Raw genomic sequence first — 24,342 nt, 5'->3', positions numbered from 1 at the left:
TGACACGGGGAAATGACTGCGCGTTGGTGAGCTTCAGCCCGTGATTATTCCCTACTAGCATTACAGTCGTAATTTTTGTTGCGCGCTTTCGCGAGTTCTGACTCGATGCATCACCATGATTCGATCTCAATCATGGACGACGGGCGCGCCGATCGAAACGGTGCTGGAGTTGTGGGCGTCGTCGCTTCGGGACGTGAAGCGACGGATACGTCCATTGTTTGCGCAGGAGCGTACGGCGGCGAGCGCGGGCACGTTCATTGATGGATTGCTGAGCGAAGAGCGGCGTAAGACAGGTTGGATGCGAGCGGAGGCAGCGGGCGATCCTGGCCCATGGCGCCAGCAGGAGCTTTTGGGCCGAGACCGATGGGACGCAGACGAGCTGCGAGATCTGGTGCGCGATTACGTGGTCGAGCATCTCGGTGATGAAGGCGCGGTGCTGGTTATCGACGAGACTGGCTTTCTCAAGCAGGGCAAGGCCTCCTGCGGAGTGGCGCGACAATACGCCGGTTCGGCCGGGAAGATTACGAATTGTCAGATCGGCGTGTTCGCGACCTATGTGTCGCGTCACGGCCATGCCTTCATGGACCGCGCGCTCTATCTGCCGAAAAGCTGGACGGAGGATCCGCGTCGCCTGAAAGCCGCTCATGTGCCAGGCGATGTCGGCTTTGCGACGAAACCGCAACTTGCCGCGAAGATGATCGCGCGCGCCATTGCGGCGCGCGTCCCATTCGCCTGGGTTGCGGGCGACAGCGTCTACGGCGTCGGCGACATCGAGCGAGATTTGCGCCAGGCCGGCAAAGGCTACGTGCTCGGCGTCGCCGCCAATCACTGGTTCGGATCCTGGAGCCAGAAGCGGTTGATCAGCGGCTCGGCGGAAGAGATCGCCAGAACGCTAAAGCCGGCCGACTGGCAACGCCTGTCGGCTGGCGACGGAACCAAGGGGCCGCGCCTGCATGATTGGGCCTACCTTGAACTCGCCGATCTCGAGGCCGGCGAGTTCAACGAGGAGCGCAGCGGCCTGTGGACGCGCGGCCTGCTGATCCGACGCCATATCGTTGATGGCGACCTCGCTTACTTCACCACCTGGTGTCCAGCCGGAACTTCCATCAAGAAGTTGGTCGCTGTAGAGGGACATCGCTGGGCGATTGAAGATAGCTTTGAGACCGCCAAGAACGAGTTGGGCCTTGATCACAATGAAACGCGATCCTGGCATGGTTGGCATCGTCATGTGTCGCTTGTCATGTTGACCTTCGCCATGATGGCCGCCATTCGCCGAAAAGCTAACGCGCCGCCCCAAAAAAACACATCGCGCGCTCTCCCAACACGCAACACCTCATCCGTTGGTCGGTCCAGGAAATCCGCAGAGTAGCGCAGCGGCTCGCGCGAAAACGAATTCGACCTGGCTATGTCATCGCATGGTCGCTGTGGCGACGCGCTCACCAAGCGATTGCTCAAAAAGCCCACATCAAACAAAAATTACGACTGTAATGCTAGCACTACAGTTGCTATTTTTGGATAGTTCTGAATCCATGGGCGACCATGATTCGGGATCTGATGATTGGTGGCGCGTCGGTTGAAGATACGCTGACGCTGTGGGCTTCGTCGTTGCGAGAGGCCAAGCAACGCATCCGTCCGCTGTTTACGCAGGAGCGGGTCGCGGCCGCGGCGGGACAGTTTCTCGACGGACTATTGGGCAACGAGCCGCGCAAGACGGGTTGGATGCGGGCGGAAGGGGCCGGCGATCCAGGCCCGTGGCGCCAGCAAGCGATCCTGGGTCGAGGGCAGTGGGACGCCGATGCGCCGCGCGATATTGTCCGTGAATACGCGCTGCAAACGCTCGGCGATGAGGACGCGGTTCTGGTCATCGATGAGACCGGCTTTTTGAAACAGGGCAAGGCCTCATGCGGCGTCGCGCGCCAGTACACTGGCTCGGCGGGTAAGGTCACCAATTCTGATGTTCGTTGTCCAGGGTTATCGGCATGAGAGTGCGATCTCCGTTTGTGCCGGAGTTGCCAATGGATGATTGTTACGCAGCGCAGGAGGCAGAGCCGCTGAGACGACGGTTTGCAGACTCTGATACGCGGGTCGGATACCGCATTTCCGTTTGTTCGTCCGGGGCTGCCTCGATCTGCCAGCGGGCATCGACAATGTCGGCCACACAATTGGTGCGAGAGTTCCCCAACCGGGGCTCTGCCCCCAGCGATGCGCAACAATGATGTCGTGAAATGGACCCGCGGAGCGGGACCGCTTGAACCGGTTTGTTAGTTGGAAACTGACCGCTCCTGATCCCTTTCTATCACGCTGCCAGAGACTCTGTCTGCTGCAGTTGCTGTGGGCATGTGGTCAACGCGTCAGCGTTGTCCACCATGTCCACAGCCTTCGCGGCCTGCATCCGTTCTCGCCAGACCGCCATCGGCGTGCGATAGCCGTGCGCCTGATGAAGGCGGCGATCGTTGTAGAAGGCGATCCAGCTCGCGATCCCTGCCTTGGCCTCGCGGCCGTCGGCATAGCCCTTGAGATAGATATCCTCATGCTTGAGCGACCGCCACAGCCGCTCGATGAAGACGTTGTCCATCCAACGACCGCGGCCATCCATGGAGATCTTGATCTTTGCGCCCGCCAACGCGCCGGTGAAGGCCGCACTGGTGAACTGGCTGCCCTGGTCGGTGTTGAAAATCTCCGGCGTGCCGTACTTCGCCAGCGCCTCGTCCAGAGCCGCCACGCAGAACGAGACGTCCATCGTGTTCGACAACCGCCACGCCAGAACCGCACGGCTCGCCCAGTCGATGATGGCGACGAGATAAAGAAAGCCGCGGCCGATGGGCAGTGGAGTAAGAAGCGCGAGCGCGCTTCTCCTCCCCGAACCGTACGTGCACCTTTCAGCGCATACGGCTCTCTGTTCAAGCTTGGCCCATGGCCATAGCAACATCATGATAGTGCGAGGTGACAGTGCTGCGGGCTTCCTTTCGGAGGATGTATGGATTTTCCTCCGGATTGCGCCACCGGAACTGCGCCTTCGGGCTTGAGACAAGCCGGTAAAGTGCTTTTCCGTCGGTCCCGCCGCGTTCATTCCGACCAAACACGAGCCAGGTTTTCGCCTTGCCCGGTTCCGGGGTTCGGTACCATTTCCGCATCAAAGGTTTGATGCGAGATCGGTATTTGTGCCCCAGCCAATGCGCCATTTTCCAGAACACGACATGGTCGATGCGCCGGAATACGTACGCGGTGAAGTCGGTGAACTTGTAGAACGCTGCCCATCCCGCCAGTTGGCGGTTCAGGCCGGCGATCATGTCGACCGTGCTGACACTATGATTGCCGGAGAGGGTTTCAGTGAGCCTGCGAACAAACCCCTTCGCCTTTTCCTTGGGTATCGTTGTGACGACGGACATGCGCCCGTGCGACCCTCGTTTGCGAATGATCCTGTGCCCCAGAAAGACGAAGCCGTCATTGACGTGGGTGATATGGGTTTTCTCCATATTCAGCATCAATTTCAGCTTGCCTTCCAGAAAGGCGCGGCATTCCTCGCGGATTTCCTCTGCTTGAGCTTTGGTCCCTTTTACGATCACGACAAAGTCGTCAGCGTATCGGCAGTAAGCAACCGCCGGCTTCCATTGCCGGTTCTCTCGAACCGTAATAGGGCGGCCCAGCTTGATGCCGAAGTTCCATGCCCAGCGGTCCTTGCGGGCCTTGTCGCTCAGGTATTTCGCCTCCAGCCACGCATCGAACTCATGGAGCATGATGTTGGACAAGAGCGGTGACAGCACGCCACCTTGCGGAACACCCTCGCTGGAGGCTTTAAACAGGTCACGGTCAATGTGACCTGCCTTCAGGAACCGCCAGAGAAGATCAACAAATCGCCCATCCTGCACTCGTCGCCGCACACATCTGATAAGCAGCCGGTGATGGACCGTGTCGAAGTAGCTTGCCAGATCACCTTCGATGATCCAGCGGCCCCTCGTCGTATCGGCTCCATCCTGAAGCTGTATCTTCACGGTGCGGACGGCATGGTGCACGCTCCGTTCAGGCCGGAAGCCATAGGATAGGCGATGGAAGTCGCTTTCCCAGATTGGCTCCATGGCCATGAGCATGGCTCGTTGGACGATGCGATCCGTCAGAGTCGGAATACCCAGTGGGCGTAGCTTGCCGTTGGTTTTCGGGATATAGATTCGCTTCACCGGCTGGGGGCGATAACTCTCGTCCAGCAGGCTTTTCCGCAGGTCATCCAGATGCTGATCCAGTCTGACCTGCAGTCGTTGCTTATCTATTCCGTCGATGCCCGGTGTTCGTGCGCCACTTGACGCCAGAACAATCCGAGCGGCCTCGGCAAGCCATTCCCGGTTGGCAATCAGCCGAAGGAGGCGATCGAACCTTCGGTTCGGGTCGCTCTCGGCCCATGTCGCGAGCTTGTGCTGCATTTCACTGATTATCAAAGGTCTTCACCTCGTTCGGTCAGATAGTTTGCAATCCAAGCAGTTTGAACTGCTCCCCTTCGCCATGTGGCAGGCTTTCCCTGCCGCGGACTACTACGGGAACTCCGCCAGCATGGTGGACATCAGGGTCAACTCCCTTGCGACGCAAAGCATCGTTGGCATTCCATCATGCCTTCCCTCGTTCATATACTGGACGTCATCGTATTGGTGAGGCTGCCGGTCGCAGTCTTTTCCCTTGCTTTCCGCAAGTCGATGCCGATGCCATGGTCTGGCTGCGTTCTCCCCATGACTACTCGCGAGCGTCCTTACATCTGGGCTCGCGTTCGGATGCCGGCCGTCATATCTGTCCGGCGACATCATCAGCATTCCACCTGTTAAGCCGTGTAGACGGAGGCGACATTTCAGCCCTTAGATGCGGGTAAACCGGTTCGTGTTCCTCAACCTTCCAATACTTCAGCCTCGGGGACCATCTCGGCTTAACGGCTTCGCCTCAATCCCCTTTACCTGCGGGCTACGTCACCCTGCCAGTTGACGACAGGTCACCGCCGCTTGGGCTCATGTCCCCTCACAGCAGGGGACAAGTCATTTTGTTTTCTCCCAATCCTCCTTTCTCTTTTGCATTCCAGTCATACGCTACCCCAACTGTGGGGCGAGGCGCACGATACGTGATGTCGGCCGCCCATACCTGGTTTGGCCGGTCGATCGTCATGTTGCGCAACAGGTAGGGATAGATCTTGCGGCCCGGCGCCGGCCTCGTCGTGTTCGGCCTTGGTCCCAGCGCCGCGATGCCCATCTTGCGCATCAACCGCTGCACGCGCTTGCGATTTACGGGAAGCCCCTCAGCCTTCAGCATCGCGGTCATTCGCCGCGAGCCCAGGAACGGCCAGGCGGTGAACAACTCGTCGAGGCGCCGCATCAGGGCAAGGTCGTTGTCGTTGGCTGGCCGTGGCGGCCGGTATACCCCAGAGCGCGCGATGCCAAGCAACATGCATTGCCGGCGGATCGACAGCGCCATGTCGGCGCGATCGAGCATTCCTCGACGGTCCGGCGTGCTCATCTTCCGGACCTCCGCGCTAAAAAATCGCGCTCGACTGTCAGTTGTCCAATCTTGGCGTGCAGCTTCTCGATCTCGCGTTCGCGAGCGTCCTCGCTCTCCCGCCCGACACCCGCGTCAAAGGCCCGGGCCGCCTGGTCCAGCAGTTGCTTCTTCCAGGCATAGATCTGGTTCGGGTGAACCTCATAGCGCTGGGCCAGATCGGCCACCGTCGCCTGCTCCCGCACGGCTTCCAGAGCGATCTTTGCCTTCAGTGCCGCGTCGATCTTGCGTCTCGTCTTCGTCGTCATCATGCGCTCCGTCTATCAAACGGAGCAGCCCCTTCCAACTAAGCACGTGGTCCCAAAATCGGGGTCCATTTCAGTCGCTCCTGAGAGTCCTCCTGTGTGAGGTGGAATGAAGTGTTGGCTAATTCGGCAAGCGATCAGGTTGCGCTGTGCGGCTCCACCTCTCGGCCGATAGCCCAGAGGAAGGCGGCCATTTCCCGGGCGATGGCCACGGTGACGACTGCCTGGCGTTTGCCACCTGCCATCAGCTTGCGATAGCGAGCGCAGAGTCTGACTTGGGCTTTCCAGGCAATGGCGCACACCTCTTGCGTTAGGCCGGCCTGCCGCTCCTGCAGCAGGCGGCTCATCCGGGCGGGAAAACGGTAAGTCCAGGCGCCCTCAATGAGCACGCGGCGCGCCCGGCCATTACCAGCTTTGGTGATGCCGCCGCGCCGGATGCGTTCCCCCGTGGAGTTTTCGCAGGGCACCAGGCCGAGATACGCCATCAGTTGGCGCGGGCTGTCGAAGCGGCGCACGTCGCCGATTTCGGTGACGAAGGTGACCGCGGTCAGGAAGGCGACGCCGCGTAGCGCCTGGTAGGCTGCGATCACTGGAGCCATGGACCAAGAGCTCACCGCCTCGGCAACTTGTTCGTCCAGACGCTTGAGCCGGTTCTCGGCGGCCTCGATCGCTTGGCGATACTCGGCCAGCACGAGATACTGCGCCGGATGCTCGAAACGTTGCTCGCACAGCCATCGTGTATGCGCCTTGGTCCACGCTTGACGGCCGGTGAAGACCCGGCCGTGACGCAGCAGGAAGGACTGCAAGTGCTGACGGGCCCGCCGCAGATCTTCGCGGCTTCCCGGGCACGTACCAGTTCTCGCACCGCCTCGTGCTCCGGATCCGGTACCCAGACCGCGGTCAGCTCTCCCGCACGATGCAGCTTGGCCAGGGTCAGCGCATCACGGCGGTTGGTCTTGACCCGTTCTCCAGGCCGCTTTGGGATCAGTGATGGTGCAACCACGATGCAGTCGTGGCCAAGCCGTGTGATCTGACGATGGAGACCGTAGCCGGTCGGGCCGGCTTCGTAGCAAAAGGCGAGGTCCCGGTGCCTTTTGGCGAGCTTCGTAACCAGTCGCTCCACCGCATCAGGCGCGCTATCGATCTCACCGATGAAGCGCACGTCGCCATCGCGCCCCGCCTCGGCCACGGCTACCGAGATCTTCAGCTTCGACGTATCCAGTCCCACGTAGATTTTGCTATCCTGCCGCACGGCTCGTCCTCCTATGCGAGAGGCTCGGTGCCGGCCCACCCGGCGCAACCCTCGCTCATCGCATACTGCGGACGAGCCACCTCTCGGACAACGAACATACGGTCTGCCAGATCGGAGTGTTCGCCGCCTACGTGTCGCGGCATGGCCATGCCTTCATCGACCGGGCACTCTACCTGCCAAAGGACTGGACGGACGACCCCGCTCGCCTGAAGGCCGCGCATGTCCCGAGCGATGCGGGCTTTGCGACGAAGCCCAAGATCGCGCGTCACATGATCGCTCGCGCGATCGCCGCACAGGTGCCGTTCTCGTTCGTGGCGGCGGACAGCGTGTATAGTACGGGCGAGATCGAAACCCAGCTGCGCAAGGCGGGCAAGGGCTATGTTCTGGGGGTTGCTTCCAATCATGTGTTACGGTCCTGGGGCAAGCCGCAGCCTGTCGCTGGCACCGCCGCCACGATCGCGCAAAACCTTCCCAAGAAGGCCTGGCGCCGCCTGTCGTCCGGCGGAGGGACCAAAGGTCCGCGCTGGCACGACTGGGCCTACGTCGAATTGGCCGACCTTGACGGCAGTGAATACGATGATGGCCTCGCCAGGGAATGGACGCGAGGTCTTCTGGTCCGACGCAACATTGCTGACGGCAGCTTGGCGTTTTATTCCACGTGGTGCCCCAAGGGCACGTCCATCCAAAAGCTGGTGTCAGTAGAAGGCCATCGGTGGGCCGTCGAGGACAGCTTCGAAACGACCAAGAACGAGCTCGGTCTTGATCACAACGAAACCCGCTCCTGGCATGGCTGGCATCGCCATGTCTCACTCGTCATGCTGGCCTTCGCCATCATGGCCGTCATCCGTTCTCGGGCCAACACCGCGCCCAAAAAAACGCGATCGCGGCCTCGACTGAAGCATCGTTCTTGATCCGCTGGTCGATCCAGGAAATCAGGCGCATCGCAATAAAGCTTGCCCAGCGACGCATCTCGCACGCTCACTTACTCGCTTGGTCGTCCTGGCGCAGGGCTCATCAAGCCAACGCGCGCAGGGCCCATCTCAAGAAAAAATTGTTCGCGGTAGGGACGCTCATTGCTGAGCGCCCACCGGGTCGCGGGAGGCGGTCGCCCGCCTCCCGCTCCCACAGAACGTAGCGTGCGGATTTACCGCACTACGCTCTTCGGCAGTTGGTTCACAGCACTGCTAGTGCCTGTAGCCTCCCGTATGGGAGGCGCAGTTTTGGTTTCAGCAACGGTGTCCACTCTTTGATTTGGTGGAAGGCGTCCCAAGTGAGGCGACGACCCGCCCAGCTGCGGCTGCACAACATCTTGCGCCAGTAACGCTCGACGACCCGATAGACTTTTACGAGGCTCCGGAGATTTCCGGCGACACCGTAATAGCCATAGTGGCCGCGCAGGACGACGTTGATTTCATCGGCCTGGTCACTGATCTTGTAATGCCGTATTCGCCGCATCAGCTCCTGCAGAGACATAAGGCTGCGCTTTAGCCGAGATTTCTCGGTACGCATCCCAACCTTGAAGTTGCCTCGTTGGTTTCGCGTGCAATAGAGCGTTAGACCCAGAAAGTAGATTGTTTCCGGGCGGTTTCTGCCGCGTTTGCCCGCGTGTCTTTGCGCGAACCGACCAAACTCGACCAACTTGGTCTTGGTCGGCTCTAGAGTGAGGCCGAACTTCCCCAACCGAAGACGCAAGGCCTCCTGTACGCGGATGGCGTCCGATCGATATTGGAAGCAGATCACAAAGTCGTCGATATAGCGCACCAGTCGGGCTTCGCCCCGCAACCGGCCCTTCACCACGCGTTCGAACCAGAGGTCGAGAACGTAATGAAGGTAGAGGTTGCTCAAAAGCACACTGATCGATCCGCCTTGTGGCGTTCCTTGTTCGCTCGGATGCACCGCTCCGTCTTCCAAGACACCCGCTTTCAACCAGCGCCGGATCAAGCTGATCAGGCGCGGTTCGACAAACCGGAGGACCCAATCATGATCGAGACTCCCGAAGAAGTTCTTCAAATCCGCCTCCAACACCCAGCTGATCATGCCGCCGGCGATGACCTCATTGAGGGTCGCCAAGGCGTGATGGGCGCTGAGCTTCGGCCTGCCGCCGAACGAGCAGGGCAAGAAGTCCTGCTCGTAGATGGCGGACAACACCGCAGCCGTGCTGCGCTGGAGCGCCCGGTCGGCGACAGTTGGAACCCCGAGGGGGCGCTTCTCCGTCTTACCGGGCTTGGGGATATAGACACGCCGAATGTTCGGCGCCCGATATCCCTGTCGGTGGATGGATTGGAGCATCGGCTCGATCCATCCGTCGAAGCTCTCCCTCGCCGCCTCCACCGTCTGTCCGTCCACCCCGGCGGCGGAGCGCTTCGGAATCTGTAATAGATTCTTTTGCACTCGATCGCGCGTGATGTGATGGGCCAACGAGGTGAAGCGAAGATTTGGCTCGCGCCGAGCTTTCACTGCTATTTGTTCAAGTTTCGTTTCCATGGTCAGCTGATCTTCTCTTAGAATAGAAGGCCGTGACTCCCGTTGAATGGAGCCCATGTCGCCCAAGAACAATTCAACTACCGCTGACCGCTTCCCCATGTGGCCGGTTCTCCCGTCCTCGGAGTACTATCAGTCAGTATGACTTCCACCCGGTCATCAGACCGTTCTCACCTCTTCGGCTTGGCAGGTCCTACAAGCGTGCGCTTGAACCGGATGGATCTCCCTTGTTCACGCTGCTTCCTTTGGTTGCATGCTGGCAGTACGAACCCCGGGAGCACCTCAGACTGCTCGCGTTGACGCGGCCTTTGGTTCTGCCTTCCCCTTTACGGGATAGGGTCAGCTACTCCGATCACGATCGATTTCGGGGCTATTTTCCCGTTCACTTCATTCCGGCCTACGACCTCCCTGTCTACGCTTCGCAGCGGCCGTTACCGGACGCCACGCAAGACTCGGTTCGCGGCTGCTCGCTAAGCTTTGCCGCGGCCGTCATCGCAGACGGCAGACTTCAACGCGCTTGCAAGGCGCAACCCGCGCGGATCCGGACGAGCCCAATTAAGGCATCCGGCTCTTACCTTGGGTATGTGACCACGAAGCGCTGCTGTGGCCAGGGATGGAGGATGCGGGATTGTGGGAGCCATTCGTCCGCCAACCTCGTCATACGGTCCCACGTGAAGCCGCCTCGTTGACTTCGCCGCCGAAGCGTTCGACGCCAAAGATCGACCACACAGTAGCGGAACGCTGAGAGCGCCCGCCCATTTGTAGGAACCCATAGTATGCGAAGTGGCCGGTGACGACCTGTCTCAGCCATGCACCCTGGGCACGGATCGGTCGGTGCATCCGTCGTCGCGGCTCTTCCTTGATGTCCTGAAGCTTCCTCCGCAGACGGTCGCGACGGGTCTTCCTTTCGAGCAGGAAGTTCCCCCGGCGTGACTTACCGCAGATGTGGGTGAAGCCCAGAAACATGAAGGTCTCCGGTTTGCCAAGGCCGCGCCCTTTGCGTTTGGCCGCCGCTCGGCGGCCGAACTCAATCAGGCGGGTCTTGTCTGGATGGAGCGTCAACGCGAATGCTTCAAACCGTTCACCCATCGCATCAAGGAAACGGCGAGCGTCGTCCTCATGCTCGAAGCCAACCACGAGATCATCGGCATAGCGCACGATAATCATGTCGCCGTGGGCCTCTTGCCGTCGTCAGCGTTTGGCCCAGAGACCAAACGTGTAGTGCAGGTAAGCATTGGCGAGCAGCGGCGAAATCACCGATCCCTGCCCCGTGCCCCTGTCGTCCACAGTTACGACCCCGTCTTCGAGAATGCCCGCCTTCAGCCATTTACGGATCAGGCGGATGATGCGCTTGTCGCCGATGCGGTGTTCCAGAAACTGGACCAGCCAGTCTTGGTTCACACTTCCGAAAAAGTTTTGCACGTCGGCGTCAAGTATCCAGTTCACCTTCCGCGTGGTGATCGCTACCGCCAGGGCGTCCAACCCATCATGTGGGCCTCTACCGGGTCGAAACCCGTATGAGAAGCCGACGAAGTCGCCTTCGTAGATGGCGTTGAGCACCATGACGGTCGCGCCCTGGACGATTTTGTCCTCCAAGGCAGCGATCGCCAACGCTCTTTCCCGGCCGTCAGTCTTCGGGATGTACGTCCGACGTGACGGCTGGGGACGGTACGCTCCTCCGTGGACCCGCCGCTGCAGATCCGCAAGCCGAGGCTCCAGATCTGTCTCGAAGTCCTGCCATGTCACACCATCCACGCCGGGGGCTGCTTTGCGCTTGAGCGCATAGAAAGCCATACGGAGCGTGTCTGTGTTGATATGGTGGAGAAGCGCGGTGAACCGCTCCTTCTTCCTCTGCCTTGCGGCTTGCCGTACGCGATCAAGCTCCTGGATCACACGATCCCGGCCCTGTGTCCGGAGTGTGCTTTGCTGTCTCGCGTTTCCCTTGGTCCCCGCCCCTCGCTCCATCGCCTCCGCCACCGTACCTCCGGCATTGTTCGGCGACTTCATAGCTACTATGGCGGAGTCAGACTTCTCCTGATCGTTCATCGGCGGCTACAGCTCCTCGCCTTCCCGCCGCGGACCAGGCTGCTTCCATGAGCATCTGGCCGACCAAGAGAGCTCCCGGTTCCCGTACAAGAAGCTTCTGCACATGGCAGGGTCTGCGACCACGCCGAGACGACCGGGCGCTCGCGATATCGCGCCCCTTCGTGTTGCCTTCCGCTCAGTTGATAGCGTCGGCTCTCGGGAAAACATTCTTTCGCGGCTCGATGGCTGGCCTATGCGCTCCCCTGCCGACGCTTCGCCGACATCCTCGCGGACGCCTGCGCACGGCTCGGGGCCGATGTGGATCGCTACTTCTTCATCGCAGTGGACTTCCACCGCTTACTCCTTGCCGGTCTCCCGGCGCACCAACTGTAATGCTAGTAGTTCATCACAGTGATTTTGACGTTTTGATGCCGAGCCATTCGAGGATGAGCAAGTTTTCGGGTGGCAAAAGAATCTCGATGCTCCGGGGAACACCGGGCTGACGGCGAATGAAGCCGTTTCGTTCGAGGGTGACGATCATCTGGTGGACCGACGGCGGGCTGACGCGGAAATGGCGCTGCATGTCGGTTTCGGCGGGTGGGCGTCCGAACATGTGCGCGTAGGTGTAGATAAAGGCCAGGTAGTGCCCCTGCTTCTCCGTGAAGCGCGTGCCTGATTTTTGACTCATCGCTGGATTCGTCCGGGCCTCCGACAAGGAGGCGAAGCATGAATGTACGTTATCGGGTCGAATTGAGCCAAATCGAGCGGGACGAACTGACGGCGATGCGCGGCGGCGGCAAGCATGCCGCCCGCAAGCTCAAGCGGGCGCAGATTCTGCTGGCGGCCGATGCCGGTAGTTGCGACGCGGAGATTGTCCGAACCGTCCGGGTCAGCCTGTCCAGCGTCGGCCGGACCAAGCGCCGCTTCGTGGAAGGCAATCTGGAGCGGGCCTTGAGCGAGGAGCCGCGTCCGGGCGCAGAGCGCAAGCTGACCGGCAGGGAGGAGGCCCTGCTGGTGGCGACGGCATGCGCCAAGCCGCCCGCCGACCGCAAACGTTGGACGCTGACGCTGCTGGCCGACACGATCGTCAAGCTCACCGATCATGACAGCCTGTCGGGCGAGACCGTGCGTCGCCGGCTGGCCGAGAACGACCTCAAGCCATGGCGCAGGGACATGTGGTGCATCCCCCATGTCGATGGCGAATACGTCGCCCGCATGGAGGACGTGCTCGACCTCTACGCCGAGGCGCCGGATCCCGTCCGGCCGCTGGTCTGCTTCGACGAGACCCCCGTCCAGCTCATCGGCGAGGTCCGTCAGCCGATTCCAGCCGAGCCGGGACAGCGCGAGCGCTACGATTACGAGTACCGCCGCAACGGCACCGTCAATCTCTTCGTTACCTTCGACCCGCATCGTGGCTGGCGCAACGTCAAGGTTACAGACCGCCGCGCCGACGTGGACTACGCGCACTGCATGCGTGAACTCGTCGACATCCATTATCCCGACGCCGCCTGCATCCGTGTCGTTCAGGACAATCTGTCGATTCATACCGCCGGCGCGCTGTATCAAGCATTTGCGCCTGCCGAGGCCCGTCGCATCCTGCGCCGCCTCGAATTCCACTACACCCCGAAACACGCAAGTTGGCTCAACATGGTCGAGTGCGAGATCAGCGTGCTGCAGCGTCAATGTCTCGGCCGTCGCATCGACGACCCCAAAAGGCTCCGAAACGAGATCGCTGCATGGCAACGGCCGCGAAATAAAACCCGACAACGCATCAAGTGGATGTTCACAACCGACAAAGCCCGCGCCAAACTCCGCCGCGCCTATCCAACGACCTCCAAAGAGTCAAAACCACTGTGATAAACCACCTCGCCGGCGATCGCCGACCGTGATCCAATGGCTCGGACTGAGATTCGGGGATGGTGCGCGCGGGGCGGCGGCAATCGAACGGCCGAGTTGTTCAGCTACGTTGACGTGGAGGCGTGGGTGCGACGTGATCATCCGCTGCGGGCGATCCGGACGATGGTGAACGAGGCGCTGGCAGTGCTGGAGCGCGAGTTTGCCGCGCTCTATTCGCCGATTGGGCGGCCGTCGATCCCGCTAGCGAGCTGCTGCGGGCGATGCTGTTGCAGGCGTTTTATTCGATCCGCTCCGAGCGGCTTCTGATGGAGCGTTTGGAATATGATCTGCTGTTTCGCTGGTTCGTCGGAATCGGCGTTGACGACGCAGTCTGGGACCATTCGGTGTTCTCGAAGAACCCGCGACCGTCTGAAGGCGAGATCGCGGCGCCAAGTTCCTGGCGGCCGTGCTGGCGCAGCCCAGGGTGAAGAAGCTGCTGTCGAGCGATCACTTCTCGGTCGATGGAAGGCTGATCGAGAGCGCCCTTCCTACCGAATCGTGTATCGCTCAGATCGCGGTAGTCAAATATGCGGACTGGCTGCCCCTGCACCGGCGGCAAGCGATCTGCACGCGCGACGGCGTCGATCTCGAACGCAGGTGCCGCCATGGATGCCAAGGCCGCGTGCGAATTGCAGCCAATGGCCGACTATGTGCTGGAGAAGATCAAGGGCCGACGAGACGACGCTGCCTCGGGATGTGGCGAGACGCAGAAGACCTGGCTGTGGGCCCAGGCGCGGGGCGATCGGCCTTTGGCGGCAGCGGCCCGCCGATGGTGGCCTATCGCTTCGAGGACCGCCGCGTCGGCGAATGGGTCGAGCGCCGCGGCTTGCGGCATCCTGCAAGTCGAGGCTATGCCGCCTACAATCGGCTCGCGAGGTCGCCCCGCCAAATATGCGGCTTAACGCTTGTAGCCTGCTTTGCCCACGTCAGGCTGCAGACCGCGAAATGAATGACGTCGATCTGCACGCCTCGCCACAAACTCTAGAGCGGATTGCACAGGGTGGTCGATCTCGCAGATGAATGCTATCATGAGCTCATGACCTGGAGCTCAAAATGAACGGCCTCAGCTTGGCGCTTACCTATAACGACCTCTGCATTACTTCAGCAAACTCGATCACGGGGCCGGCAGCCATTGCTCGGGCTCCCATCGCTCGCTTGCCCAATAGCGCAGCGTGGCGAGCAACGTTGTCGAAAAGAGCGGCCATCTCTTGGTTGGCTCGCGTATCGTCTCAGGCTGCCTGATTTTTTCTTGTGCTCCTTCCGGCGGATACGAAGGAAAACGGAGACTCACCCATGAGATGATGGCGTGAGCTACTGCACCATCGCGCCTGTCTAGGAAGCAATATCCAAGCCAAGTGACGTGCATCAATATCCTATTGCTGTGGTGTTATGGAGTACAGCGAGAGATCCAGGTTGGGCAAGATCTGTTGCAGTAACGGGCCCGTGCGTCCGCCACTTAGTAGACTCGTCGTCCGTTAAGAAGCGCATTTGAGCGCGGCCTGGGCGGCAAGCAGCCGCATCAAGGCGTTCAGGATTAGGCACAGCAGAAGCCTCAGCCAAGCCAGGACGAGGCGGAGATTATGGCCAACGGCGGTTAGGACGACGTTGGCGGCATCGCCGCTGCGGCCTTTGAGGTAGCAGCGGCCGAGATGCCCGTCGGTCTTCAGGTGACCGATCACGGGCTCAATGGCTGAGCGACGCCTGAGCTCGCGTTTGATGACACCGAAGACGCCACGCTTCTGACCGGAGATGAAGACGCGGCGCGGGTTTTCCGTGTTGTGGCCGCGATAGCCCTTGTCGACATACGCGCGCTCGATCGCACAGCCGGTGAGCGTCTCGGTGGCGTCGATGACCTCGCCGAGGGTGTGGCCGTCATACGGATTGCCCGGCAGCGCCTTGGCATGCAGCACGAACTGGCCGCCCGGGGGCCGACCATTGGTGGTGACGATGGAGGCCTTGACGCCGAACTCATAGGGCGCTGCGGCCTTGCCTTTGCCGATGCACTCGACCTCAGGCGCATGGAAAGAATAGAGCTTGTATCCGCGCTGGCGCTGCTCCTGGGAGCGGATCTGCGCGGCGCGCGAAAGCGGCAGCTCGAAGACGGCCTCGAGCTCTGGCTGGCCCACGATCTTGCGGCGGATGTCGCGAATGAGGCGGCCGAGCCGCGTTCGCAGCAGGCGCAATTGCCCTCGGTGGCGCTTGAACTGTTTGGCGTGGGCGTAGCGCCCGGCCATCATTGCCGCCCGCTTGGCGATCCGCAGATAGGACTGCCGCAGCCGCACGCAGTGCTTGCGGGCCAGCCGATTGAGCCCCTTGATCGCCGCATGGACCAGCTTGGCATCAGTCGGGAAGGTGATGGCCTTGGGCTGAACGGTGGTGTCGACCGTCACCCGTTTGAGATCGCGCGTCCGCACCGCACCGGTCTCGTGCGCCACCCTCAAGCTCTCGGCCAGCAAGAGTTCCAGCTTGTCGCCAAGCCGCTTGCGCCAATGGCTCAGATCGGAGCGCTCGTGCGGGAACTCGTGCTGGAAAAACTCGAAGCCGGTGAAGTGCTGGAAATACGGGTCATAGATCCAGCGCTCGCAGACGTCCTCGTCGGACAAGCCGTAGATGTATTTGAGTAGCAAGAGCCCGATGACGAAGCGGCTCTCGATCCCCGGCCGACCCTTGTCGCTGTAAAGTGGCGCGATCTCGCGATCGATCCACTCCCAGTCGATCTTGCCGCCGAGCTGCACCAGTTCGTGCTTCAAGTTGATGATCTGATCCAGCCTGGCGCGGAACAGATCGCCTTCCCCCGTCGTCTCCGGCTTCTTCGGTCGCATCGCTCCCCTCCGCTGCGACCACGGAATCACGACTGCTGATTCGAGGGAATCTTGAAGATGAATTTGCAAGCTTTCGAGGCCTCAGCTCCCGAAAGCTTGCGATCTCAAAACCGCCGCTGCGTCAAAAACCGAATCTCGCTCAACAGCTTGGACTCTCTTCACGGACGACTAGACTCTTTGGACATGTTTTGAGCGTACTTACGACAAGAGCCGAGATCCCACTTACGTCTATTGTGGTGCCAAATAGGAGATATTACTCGGTCCAAATAGTCGAAATTGAGCTTGGCTAAGCGCACGAACGGCCTTCGAGCGCATCGGCAGGTCGCCGACGCTGGCATGTGTCGCCGTAACGCAATAAGTCGGTACCATGCACGAGCGGGCTATCAGCCTAAGCGTAGATTCCTTTGTCAGCATCCCCGTTCCGGAAGCGTCATGATCGGATCGTCCGGCATGCGCTCCCAGCGGATAAGGTTAGTTCAGGAATTTACCTGGAACAGCAGTATGCAACTACAACTTTCATCTCGGACAGTTTGTCGGGACCAAGAGCAGCCACCTGAGAAATGCGAGTTAGATCCTCCAGTCGATAATTCTTGAAACGCGAGTTCGCTCGTCCGCCCGCAGGTTCGTGGGCTCCAACGTACGAGGAGATTGGCCGGACAAAGTCAGTGGCGCCTACTTGTTCTCAGTTTCGAGAAGATCGTTTGCCGCGGCCACAAGCGATGCTGTGGCCTCCTGCACTTCGCGCTCGGAAATCGTCAAAGGCAATAGTAGCATCGCATGATCGCCTGCTTCACTTCCAGCGCTACCACTACTGGCGTAGATGACCAACCCGCGTTTGAGCGCTGCTCGCTGAAATCGATCACTGTAGCGACCGGTCGAAAGGGCCGGCGGATTCTTGAATGCGGAGGTGTTGATGTCGAAACCAACCATCAATCCCATGCCGCGGACTCTGCGGATCAGTTCGCTCGGCAGCTCCTTGCGGAGCGAAGCTCGCAGTACTTCCCCCATGCGCGTCGCGTTTGCAGCGACGCTCCCATCCGCCAATCGATCCAACACTGCCAATCCCACAGCCGCGCCCGCCGGACTGCAAGCAAATGTCTGACCGTTCTGAAAATACTTGTCGCGCGCCAGCGGCCCCTCAACCACCCGCTGATTCACTAGAAGAGCCGACAGGGGGTAAAAACCAGCGCTGATAGCCTTTCCGCAGATAACGATGTCAGGTTCGACGCTCCAATGCATGCTCGCAAACGGACGTCCGGTACGGTCGAAACAAGTCATAACTTCATCCGCAATGAGCAGTACATCATAGTGGCGGCAGATTTCCCAAACCCGCGGCAGATATCGCGGGTCTGGCGGCGCGGCACTCAGCGCGGCACCGACGATCGGCTCGACGATCACCGCTGCGACATTCTCCGGGCCTTCCTCAAGGATCGCATCCTCGATCGATTGCGCACATTGTAGCGCGCAAGTCTGCGCCTGAAGTCCGAACTCGCACGCGACACAATGCGCGTGCGAAGCCTTGGCGCACGGCGCAAGCACGCCCTCATAAGGCTTCCGGCGCGCGACGAACCCTCCCGCGCCGAGCCCAGCGATCGTATTTCCATGATAGGAGGCATTGCGTCCCAGGATCTTGCGTCGTTGCGGCCGCTTGGCGGCGAAATGATGTTGAAGCGCCAATTTGAGCGACGCCTCGACTGCGTCGGAACCGCTGCTGAAAGTGATTGCCCGCGACATGCTCGGCGGACCGAAATCGAGCAGTTGGCGAGCGTAACGCTCGACGATTTCGGAGCTGAAATGCCGTGAAGGGAAAAGCGTCAACTTGCGGCTCTGGTCGTGAAGCGCGTCGATGATCATCTCGTCGCCATGACCGAAGACGAGAGATCCCGATCCACAGGACGCATCAAGATAGCGCGTCCCATCGGCGTCCACGAGATAAGGACCCTCGCCGCCCACTATTCTCACGCCAAGTTCACCCGGCGTCGAATAGGCGGTTCGTGAAGGGAGAACACGGATCTCTGCCAAGCACCCTCCATCGCCACTTGAATTTGATGGCCCAAATTTGCACTCAGGTAGAACCTTATAAGAGAAGTGCTGTCCACGGTAGATGGGGGCCGCCAGTAATCGACCAGCACTCGACAATTTTTCTTGATATCCTGCGTTCCTTCTTGCCTAACTAGGGTCTGTTTGGATTCATCGGGAGTTTATCACGGCTGCAGCGAGATGGATCATTGCGGCGAAGCTCTGGTCGGTTTTGTCAGCGCGTAGCGCGATGCGTTTTGAGGTGGTCTCGGTTGTCTGAACAGCAATTCCGCGTCGATAAGTGGAGCTTCTGCCAGAGTTAGGCTGCCGCGCGGAACGGCAGCGCGTTGAAGTAAGGTTGATCCGGGGTGCCGCGGTCAAGGCTCGAGTGGGGACCGGCCATTGTAAAAGTCAAGGTATCGGCCGATCGAGGCGCCGCCGTCGGACACGGTGTCGTAGGCGCGCAGAGAGACCTCCTTATATTTGACACTGCGCCAAGCCGCTCGACGAACACGTTGTCGCGTCAAGCGCCCCGGCGGTCCATGCTGATGGTGATGCCATGACTGGCGAGCACGCTGGTGAACGCGACGCCCGTGAACTGCGAGCCTTGGTCGGTGTTGAAGATTTCCGGCTTGCCGTGGCAGGCGAGAGCGTCCTCCAGCGTCTCGACGCAGAATGCGGCTTCCATCGTGATCGGAACGCGCCACGACAGCACCCGCGCGGCTGAACCAGTCAAGCACCACGGCGAGATAGACGAAGCCGCGCGCCATCGGGAATGGAGTAAGAAGCGCATAAGCGCTTCTCCTCCCCGAACCGTACGGGCACCTTTCAGCGCATACGGCTCTCCGCTCAGGTCTGGCCCATGGCCATTGCGACATCCTGATATCGCGAGGTAATGGTCTTCCTGGGCTCCTCCCTGAAGATGTAGGGATTTGCTTCCGGATTTCTCCATCGGAACTGCCCCTTTGGGATGGAAACCAATCGGTGCAATGCTTTCCCGACACGATGGCCTCGTTCACTGACCCCGTGGGCAAACCAGGTCTTGGCCTGCCCAGCGACTGGTGCTCGATACCAGCTCCGCATCAATGGTTTGATGCGGCTCCGACACTTTCTCGCCAGCCAGTGCGCCATTTTCCAGAACACGACGTGATCGACGTGCCGGAACGTGGTCGCAGTGAAGTCCGTGTACTTGTAGAAGGCCGCCCAACCCCGCAGTTGGCGGTTCAGGCGGTCCACCATATCGACCTTGGCAAGATGATGGTCACCAGAGAGGACCTTCGACAGTCTGTGCACGAATGCCTTGGCCTTCTCTTTGGGTACGGTCGTAACGACCGCCATCCGCCCCCTTGATCCCCGCTTACGAATGATCCGATGCCCCAGAAAGACGAAGCCGTCATTGACGTGAGTGATATGGGTTTTGTCCATATTCAACGTCAACTTCAGCTTACCTTCCAGAAAGGCCCGGCACTCCTCGCGGACGGCCTCGGCATGGGCCTTCGTCCCTTTGACGATGACGACGAAGTCATCGGCATAGCGACAATAGGCTACGGCAGGTTTCCACTCGCGGTTCTCTCGAACCGTGATCGGACGACCCTGTTGGATGCCGAAGTTCCACGCCCAACGATCCTTCCTCGCTTTTTTTCAGGTATTTCGCCTCCAGCCAGCAATCAAACTCATGGAGCATGATGTGGGATAGGAGCGGCGACAGAACACCGCCTTGCGGAACGCCTTCACTTGCTGCGAAGAATAAGCCACGGTCAACGTGACCGGCTTTGAGGATTCGCCAGAGCAGATCAATGAATCGCAGGTCCCTGATGCGACGACGCACGCATTTCAGGAGCAGCCGATGATGGACAGTGTCGAAGTAGCTCGCCAGATCACCTTCGATGATCCAGCGGCCCTTCGATTCAGCGCCATCCTGCAACCATCCTGCAACTGCATCCTCACGGTGCGAACGCATGATGAATACTGCGTTCGAGACGGATGCCGTAGGAACCAGAGTGGAAGTCGCTCTCCCAGATCGGCTCCATGGCCATCAGCATCGCCCGCTGGACAATACGGTCCAGCCAGGATCGGTATACCCAGTGGTCTCAGCTTGCCGTTGGCCTTCGGGAGTGGATTCGCTTGACCGGTGTTGGACGGTAAGTGCCGTCCAACAGGGCCACGCGCAGCCGATCCAGATGACGCTCAAGAACGGCAGCAAGTCGTCGCTTGTCCATTCCTTCAAGACCCGGTGTATTGGTGCCTTTCGACGCCAGGACGATTCGGGCCGCCTCAGCAAGCCAATTCCTGTCGGTGATGAGCCGGAGCAATCGATCAAACCGGCGGGTCTGATCGACCGCGGCCCACGTCGCGAGCTTGTGCTGCATTTCACTGATTATCAAAGGTCTTCACCTCATTAGGTCAGATCACGTGCACTCCAAGCAACTCAAACTGCTCCCTTCGCCATGTGACCGGCTTTCCCGGCCTCGGACTACTACCAGCGCATCAGTGAGGTTGCCGGTCGCAGTCTTTTCCCTTGCTTGCTGCAAGTCGATGCCGTTGCCTCAGGTTTGGCTGCGTTCTCCCCTCGGCCCACGCAAGACGCCTTACATCTACGCTCGCATTCGGGTGTCTCCGGCTACATATCCTTCACCATTCAGCATTCCGCCTGTTATACCGTGTAGGCGGAGGGGACATTTCAGCCCACAGACGCGGATGAACCGGTTCGTATTCCTCAACCTTCCGATGATACTCAGCCTCGGGAACCATCTCGGCGTAACGGTTTGCCTCAGTCGCGTTTACCTGCGGGCTACGTCACCCTGCCAGTTGACAGCAGGTCACCGCCGCTTGGGCTCATGCTTCCCCACAGCAGGAAGCAGGCTCGTCAAATTCCTCCTTTCTCAATGCATTCCAAACATATGCCTCCTCAATTTCTGGGAGCGAGGCGCATTGTAGGTGATGTCCATCGCCCAGACCTGGGCGTGTGATCTCGAAGCCGCGCAGCAGATACGGCTAGATCTTGTGTCCAGGCTCGGGCTTGGTGGTACGTGGCCGGCTGGCAAACAGATCCGATCGAGCGCCAGCTCGACGCTACGAGATCAAGTGCCTGCCGCTTGTAGTCGTCCGTAACGACCGACGTTGAGGTCCTTCCATCCGACAGCTCCTGGCTCTTCGAGCCTACTACAGGTGTCCATCAATTCGGAGGAGGTTCAGGGCGCACCTAAGCAGGAACTCTTGCCCCTTGGCTCGGCCGTGTACTTTAGCCGGATTCTTGGCGGACCATCAGGTCGCGTAGTCCGGGCTGATGCGATCGAGGCGGCGTTTGAGCGCCGCCCAGGGGCGCGGACTCTGATTGAGGCGATTGTGCTTGGACTGCGCGGCCGTGTGCGCGACAACGTCGTCGGACGGTAGAGTGATCTTTTGCCCGCCTTGCGTAGCTGCGATCTGGATGCGGCAGGAGTGCTCCAGGTGATACATGTTCAGGAATGCTTCGGAGACGGTGCGTCCGACCGTGAGCAAGCCGTGGTGCTTCAGGATCATGAGGTCCCTGTCGCCGAGATCACGTACCAGGCGTTCGCGCTCGCCGAGATCGAACGCTACGCCTTCATACTCATGATAAGCAATGCCGCCGTAGAATGCCATCGACTTTTGGTTCAAGGGCAGGAGCCCCTGGTCCTGCGCGGCCACCGCCATGCCAGCCAGAGTATGCGTGTGGATGACGCACTGGGCGTCGTCCCGATTCATATAGATGGCGGAATGGATCTTAAAGCCAGCGCTGTTTATCTTAGACTCATCTTCATCCTCGATGGCATGCCGCTCGGGATCGACGACGACGAGGCTCGAGGCCGTGATTTCATCGAACATCATGCCATAGGGATTAAGGAGGAATCGAGGTCCGCCAGGCAGGCGCGCCGATAGATGAGCGTAGATGAGGTGGTCCATGCCAAAATGGGCGATCAACCGGTAGCCTGCAGCCAGATCACAGCGGATGTCCCATTCCCGGGAGCCCTTGTTACCCATATCTCTTTCCTCCTCAAACATTTCGCGCAAAGCGTCGATCTCGGGTCGCCCGGCAACCGAAAACGCGCACCGGCGTTCTTCATCTGCAATGCCGAGCGATGCTGCCATCTCTCTCTTTCTCTATGGGATTCGGTCCGTAGTCTCGCTTGAGGTCGAGTACGTTCGGTCCCTTCTTCAGAGGAATGTCTAGTCGACCGCGCGAACCCACAAGCTATGAATGCTGGTAGGCCCGTTTCCAAGGCACCTAACTCCGACGGAAGCTTCGGCCGGGATCATACGTGCGGGGTCGGCACAGCCGTGCCGACCTCGCGCAATTCCTCCTCTCGGCCGCATTCTTTCAAATAGCAGCTCAAGCCACGGGATCGTCGAAGGTGCGCGCCTGACGCGCGGCGCCAAGAAACGCCACCTGGCCAGCAGCGAAAGGAATTTGCACGTGTTGCAGAAAACGGCGGAGAGGACTCACTTCGTCCATCGTAAAAGTCCTTGTTAAGGGTTTCTGTTTTAAGAACCTTCATTCGTCTCAAACAGGAGGCGGGTGTTACCTCCTCCCCTCGAATGCAGTGCCAGGGTCTTTCTTCCATCTCAGCCGTACGCCGTGTCGAAAGCCGACGCCTGCTCAACGGCATCGGGATCTTTTTTCATTACACCTGCCTGCGCGAACCGATTCGGTGGCCGCTTGAGACCAAGGTTCTCTCTTAGTGTATGTCCGGAATAGCCGGATCTGAATTTGCCTCGTCGACGCAATTCGGGAACGACGAGATCAACAAAGTCCTTGAATCCGCCGGGAAGGGTCGCCGGGATGACGTTGAAACCGTCAGCGGCACCTTGATCAAATGTTTCCACCATAGTGTTAGCGATTTCGTCCGGCGTTCCAACAACCATGAGATGGCCTTTGGTGTCCGATATAAAGCGGATCAGTTGTTTCCACGTGAACTTCTGGCGTGCCGCCACGTCGAGGTACAGTTTTTGACGGCTCTGTATGAAATTCGTCTGCGGTAAAGTCTCGGGCACCAATGAGTCGAGGTTCAATGAACGCAGCTCGGCGACAGACCCCAGCCCACGACTGGCCATTCCGATTTGCACGTCGATGTGCTCATAAGAATGTAACCTTTCGAGCTTCTCAGAGGCTTCTTGCTTGGTCCTCCCAACGATCGGGATAAAACCCGGCATGACTAGCACCTGATCGTCTTCCCGCCCGAGTGCGCGCGCTTTCTCTTTGAGAGCCGCGTAATATTTTTGGCCATATTCCAAGTAAGGTGCAGCGGTGAACACGACCTCGCCGAATTCTGCAGCGAACTCTATTCCCGTATCGGATGCGCCAGCTTGAACCAATACGGGATACCCTTGCAGCGGCCTTGCGACGTTCAGGGGACCTCTGACTGATAAGTAGTCCCCTTGATGGTTAAGCAAATGCAGTTTCGTGATGTCAGCGAAAATACCAGTTCGTTTGTCGCGAATGAAGGCGTCGTCTTCCCATGAGTCCCAAAGACCCTTGACGACTTCGACGAATTCTCTCGCTCGAGCATAGCGCACGCGATGATCTGGAAGTTCTTTTTCGCCGAAATTTGCGGCTTCGCGCTTAAACCCGGACGTGACGATGTTCCAGCCGGCACGCCCCCGCGATAGGTGGTCAAGCGACGCGAACATGCGTGCAAGATTATAAGGCTGATTGTACGTCGTCGTCGCCGTCCCAACAAGACCGATTTCCTGTGTTCTCGATGAAAGCGCCGACAAGAGCGTGATTGGCTCGAACCCATCGTTTCGGCTTGAACGAGCTATGTGAGCATCGTCCAATTCGGATACGCTTGCGGTATCGGCAAGAAATACCAGGTGAAATGCCGCCGCCTCCGCAAGGGCTGCCAAATTAGCATAATGGCCGATATCAACTCCGCAATTAGCCGGCGCGCTCGGATCGCGCCATGCGCCTTCATGATATCCCGCATCCCAGAGGAAGAGTCCGAGCTTCATTTCATCATTGCGCTGCATGCCGTATCTCCTTTGACTTTGACTATCATCGCATCGCATTCAGCTGGCGGGTCGAGGTCATTGTCGTTGCGGAAGAGCGCGCTCCAGG

At 59.7% G+C, this 24,342-nt stretch carries 16 protein-coding genes and 7 pseudogenes; 7 read left to right on the top strand and 16 right to left on the bottom strand.

Features of this window, described 5'->3' with window-relative positions; translation table 11 throughout:
• Positions 1–115 precede the first annotated feature (115 nt).
• Positions 116–1,369 carry an IS701 family transposase gene (locus tag QA640_RS37290; protein WP_283037731.1) on the top strand — a complete coding sequence of 418 codons (1,254 nt, stop codon included), beginning with the start codon at positions 116–118 and terminating at the stop codon, positions 1,367–1,369.
• Between the two features lie 170 nt (positions 1,370–1,539).
• Positions 1,540–1,950 (top strand): annotated as a pseudogene (locus QA640_RS37285) (transposase); the annotation flags it as partial.
• 346 nt (positions 1,951–2,296) lie between these two features.
• Here the strand turns inward: QA640_RS37285 and QA640_RS37280 are convergent.
• The 5 genes and pseudogenes from QA640_RS37280 to QA640_RS37260 all read right to left on the bottom strand — a co-directional run.
• Positions 2,297–2,842: pseudogene (locus tag QA640_RS37280) on the bottom strand (DDE-type integrase/transposase/recombinase); the annotation flags it as partial.
• 58 nt (positions 2,843–2,900) lie between these two features.
• Positions 2,901–4,430, bottom strand: a complete 1,530-nt coding sequence (gene ltrA, locus QA640_RS37275) for a group II intron reverse transcriptase/maturase (protein ID WP_283037730.1) — start codon at positions 4,428–4,430, stop codon at positions 2,901–2,903.
• Positions 4,431–4,995: 565 nt separating this feature from the next.
• Complete coding sequence (locus QA640_RS37270; RefSeq protein ID WP_283037729.1) at positions 4,996–5,487, bottom strand: IS3 family transposase; 492 nt, start codon at positions 5,485–5,487, stop codon at positions 4,996–4,998.
• Positions 5,484–5,774 (bottom strand): transposase, encoded by a 291-nt coding sequence (locus tag QA640_RS37265; RefSeq protein WP_165421601.1) that lies wholly within the window; start codon positions 5,772–5,774, stop codon positions 5,484–5,486. Before QA640_RS37265 ends, QA640_RS37270 begins: the two co-directional genes overlap by 4 nt.
• 134 nt (positions 5,775–5,908) lie before the next feature.
• Positions 5,909–7,023, bottom strand: a pseudogene (locus QA640_RS37260) (IS110 family transposase).
• Positions 7,024–7,115: 92 nt separating this feature from the next.
• Here QA640_RS37260 and QA640_RS37255 point away from each other — a divergent pair.
• Positions 7,116–7,934 (top strand): annotated as a pseudogene (locus QA640_RS37255) (IS701 family transposase); the annotation flags it as partial.
• Positions 7,935–8,196: 262 nt separating this feature from the next.
• Here QA640_RS37255 and ltrA (QA640_RS37250) read toward each other — a convergent pair.
• The 3 genes and pseudogenes from ltrA (QA640_RS37250) to QA640_RS37240 all read right to left on the bottom strand — a co-directional run bounded on the left by ltrA (QA640_RS37250) (position 8,197) and on the right by QA640_RS37240 (position 12,217).
• Positions 8,197–9,507 (bottom strand): group II intron reverse transcriptase/maturase, encoded by a 1,311-nt coding sequence (ltrA, locus tag QA640_RS37250; protein WP_283037728.1) that lies wholly within the window; start codon positions 9,505–9,507, stop codon positions 8,197–8,199.
• 654 nt (positions 9,508–10,161) lie between these two features.
• Positions 10,162–11,298 (bottom strand): annotated as a pseudogene (gene ltrA / locus QA640_RS37245) (group II intron reverse transcriptase/maturase).
• Between the two features lie 637 nt (positions 11,299–11,935).
• Positions 11,936–12,217 (bottom strand): helix-turn-helix domain-containing protein, encoded by a 282-nt coding sequence (locus tag QA640_RS37240; RefSeq protein ID WP_283037727.1) that lies wholly within the window; start codon positions 12,215–12,217, stop codon positions 11,936–11,938.
• Between the two features lie 38 nt (positions 12,218–12,255).
• On the opposite strand from QA640_RS37240, the gene QA640_RS37235 reads away from it, so the two are divergent.
• The 3 genes and pseudogenes from QA640_RS37235 (at position 12,256) to QA640_RS48415 (ending at position 14,374) form a co-directional block, all read left to right on the top strand.
• Positions 12,256–13,386 carry an IS630 family transposase gene (locus QA640_RS37235; RefSeq protein WP_283037726.1) on the top strand — a complete coding sequence of 377 codons (1,131 nt, stop codon included), beginning with the start codon at positions 12,256–12,258 and terminating at the stop codon, positions 13,384–13,386.
• 36 nt (positions 13,387–13,422) lie between these two features.
• Positions 13,423–13,906: pseudogene (locus QA640_RS37230) on the top strand (transposase); the annotation flags it as partial.
• Entirely contained in the window at positions 13,895–14,374 is a 480-nt protein-coding gene (locus QA640_RS48415; RefSeq protein ID WP_349253761.1) for a transposase, read from the top strand. The pseudogene QA640_RS37230 and the gene QA640_RS48415, both read left to right, overlap by 12 nt.
• A 526-nt stretch (positions 14,375–14,900) precedes the next feature.
• Here the strand turns inward: QA640_RS48415 and QA640_RS37225 are convergent.
• The 5 genes and pseudogenes from QA640_RS37225 to QA640_RS37205 all read right to left on the bottom strand — a co-directional run bounded on the left by QA640_RS37225 (position 14,901) and on the right by QA640_RS37205 (position 20,226).
• Positions 14,901–16,247 carry an IS5 family transposase gene (locus QA640_RS37225; RefSeq protein WP_283037725.1) on the bottom strand — a complete coding sequence of 449 codons (1,347 nt, stop codon included), beginning with the start codon at positions 16,245–16,247 and terminating at the stop codon, positions 14,901–14,903.
• Positions 16,248–16,919: 672 nt separating this feature from the next.
• Positions 16,920–18,269 carry an aminotransferase class III-fold pyridoxal phosphate-dependent enzyme gene (locus QA640_RS37220; protein ID WP_283037724.1) on the bottom strand — a complete coding sequence of 450 codons (1,350 nt, stop codon included), beginning with the start codon at positions 18,267–18,269 and terminating at the stop codon, positions 16,920–16,922.
• Positions 18,270–18,585: 316 nt separating this feature from the next.
• A pseudogene (locus tag QA640_RS37215) lies at positions 18,586–19,060 on the bottom strand (DDE-type integrase/transposase/recombinase); the annotation flags it as partial.
• A gap of 55 nt (positions 19,061–19,115) precedes the next feature.
• Positions 19,116–19,778, bottom strand: coding sequence for a group II intron maturase-specific domain-containing protein (locus tag QA640_RS37210; RefSeq protein ID WP_283043003.1), 663 nt, complete (start codon positions 19,776–19,778; stop codon positions 19,116–19,118).
• Between the two features lie 10 nt (positions 19,779–19,788).
• Positions 19,789–20,226, bottom strand: coding sequence for a reverse transcriptase/maturase family protein (locus QA640_RS37205; protein ID WP_283037723.1), 438 nt, complete (start codon positions 20,224–20,226; stop codon positions 19,789–19,791).
• Positions 20,227–20,446: 220 nt separating this feature from the next.
• Between QA640_RS37205 and QA640_RS37200 the strand changes: the two genes are divergently transcribed.
• Positions 20,447–20,668 carry a hypothetical protein gene (locus QA640_RS37200; RefSeq protein WP_283037722.1) on the top strand — a complete coding sequence of 74 codons (222 nt, stop codon included), beginning with the start codon at positions 20,447–20,449 and terminating at the stop codon, positions 20,666–20,668.
• 862 nt (positions 20,669–21,530) lie between these two features.
• Here QA640_RS37200 and QA640_RS37195 read toward each other — a convergent pair.
• The 3 genes from QA640_RS37195 to QA640_RS37185 all read right to left on the bottom strand — a co-directional run bounded on the left by QA640_RS37195 (position 21,531) and on the right by QA640_RS37185 (position 24,254).
• The gene (locus QA640_RS37195; protein ID WP_283037721.1) at positions 21,531–22,376 is read right to left on the bottom strand and encodes a class II aldolase/adducin family protein; all 846 of its coding nucleotides are present in this window, start codon (positions 22,374–22,376) and stop codon (positions 21,531–21,533) included.
• Between the two features lie 241 nt (positions 22,377–22,617).
• Complete coding sequence (locus QA640_RS37190) at positions 22,618–22,740, bottom strand: hypothetical protein (protein ID WP_283037720.1); 123 nt, start codon at positions 22,738–22,740, stop codon at positions 22,618–22,620.
• Between the two features lie 110 nt (positions 22,741–22,850).
• A complete protein-coding gene (locus QA640_RS37185) occupies positions 22,851–24,254 on the bottom strand; it encodes an LLM class flavin-dependent oxidoreductase (RefSeq protein ID WP_283037719.1) in 1,404 nt (467 codons plus the stop codon).
• Positions 24,255–24,342 lie beyond the last annotated feature (88 nt).

Source organism: Bradyrhizobium sp. CB82 (genome assembly GCF_029714405.1).
In the GTDB taxonomy this organism is placed as follows: domain Bacteria; phylum Pseudomonadota; class Alphaproteobacteria; order Rhizobiales; family Xanthobacteraceae; genus Bradyrhizobium.
This window is presented reverse-complemented; position numbering and strand designations above follow the sequence as displayed.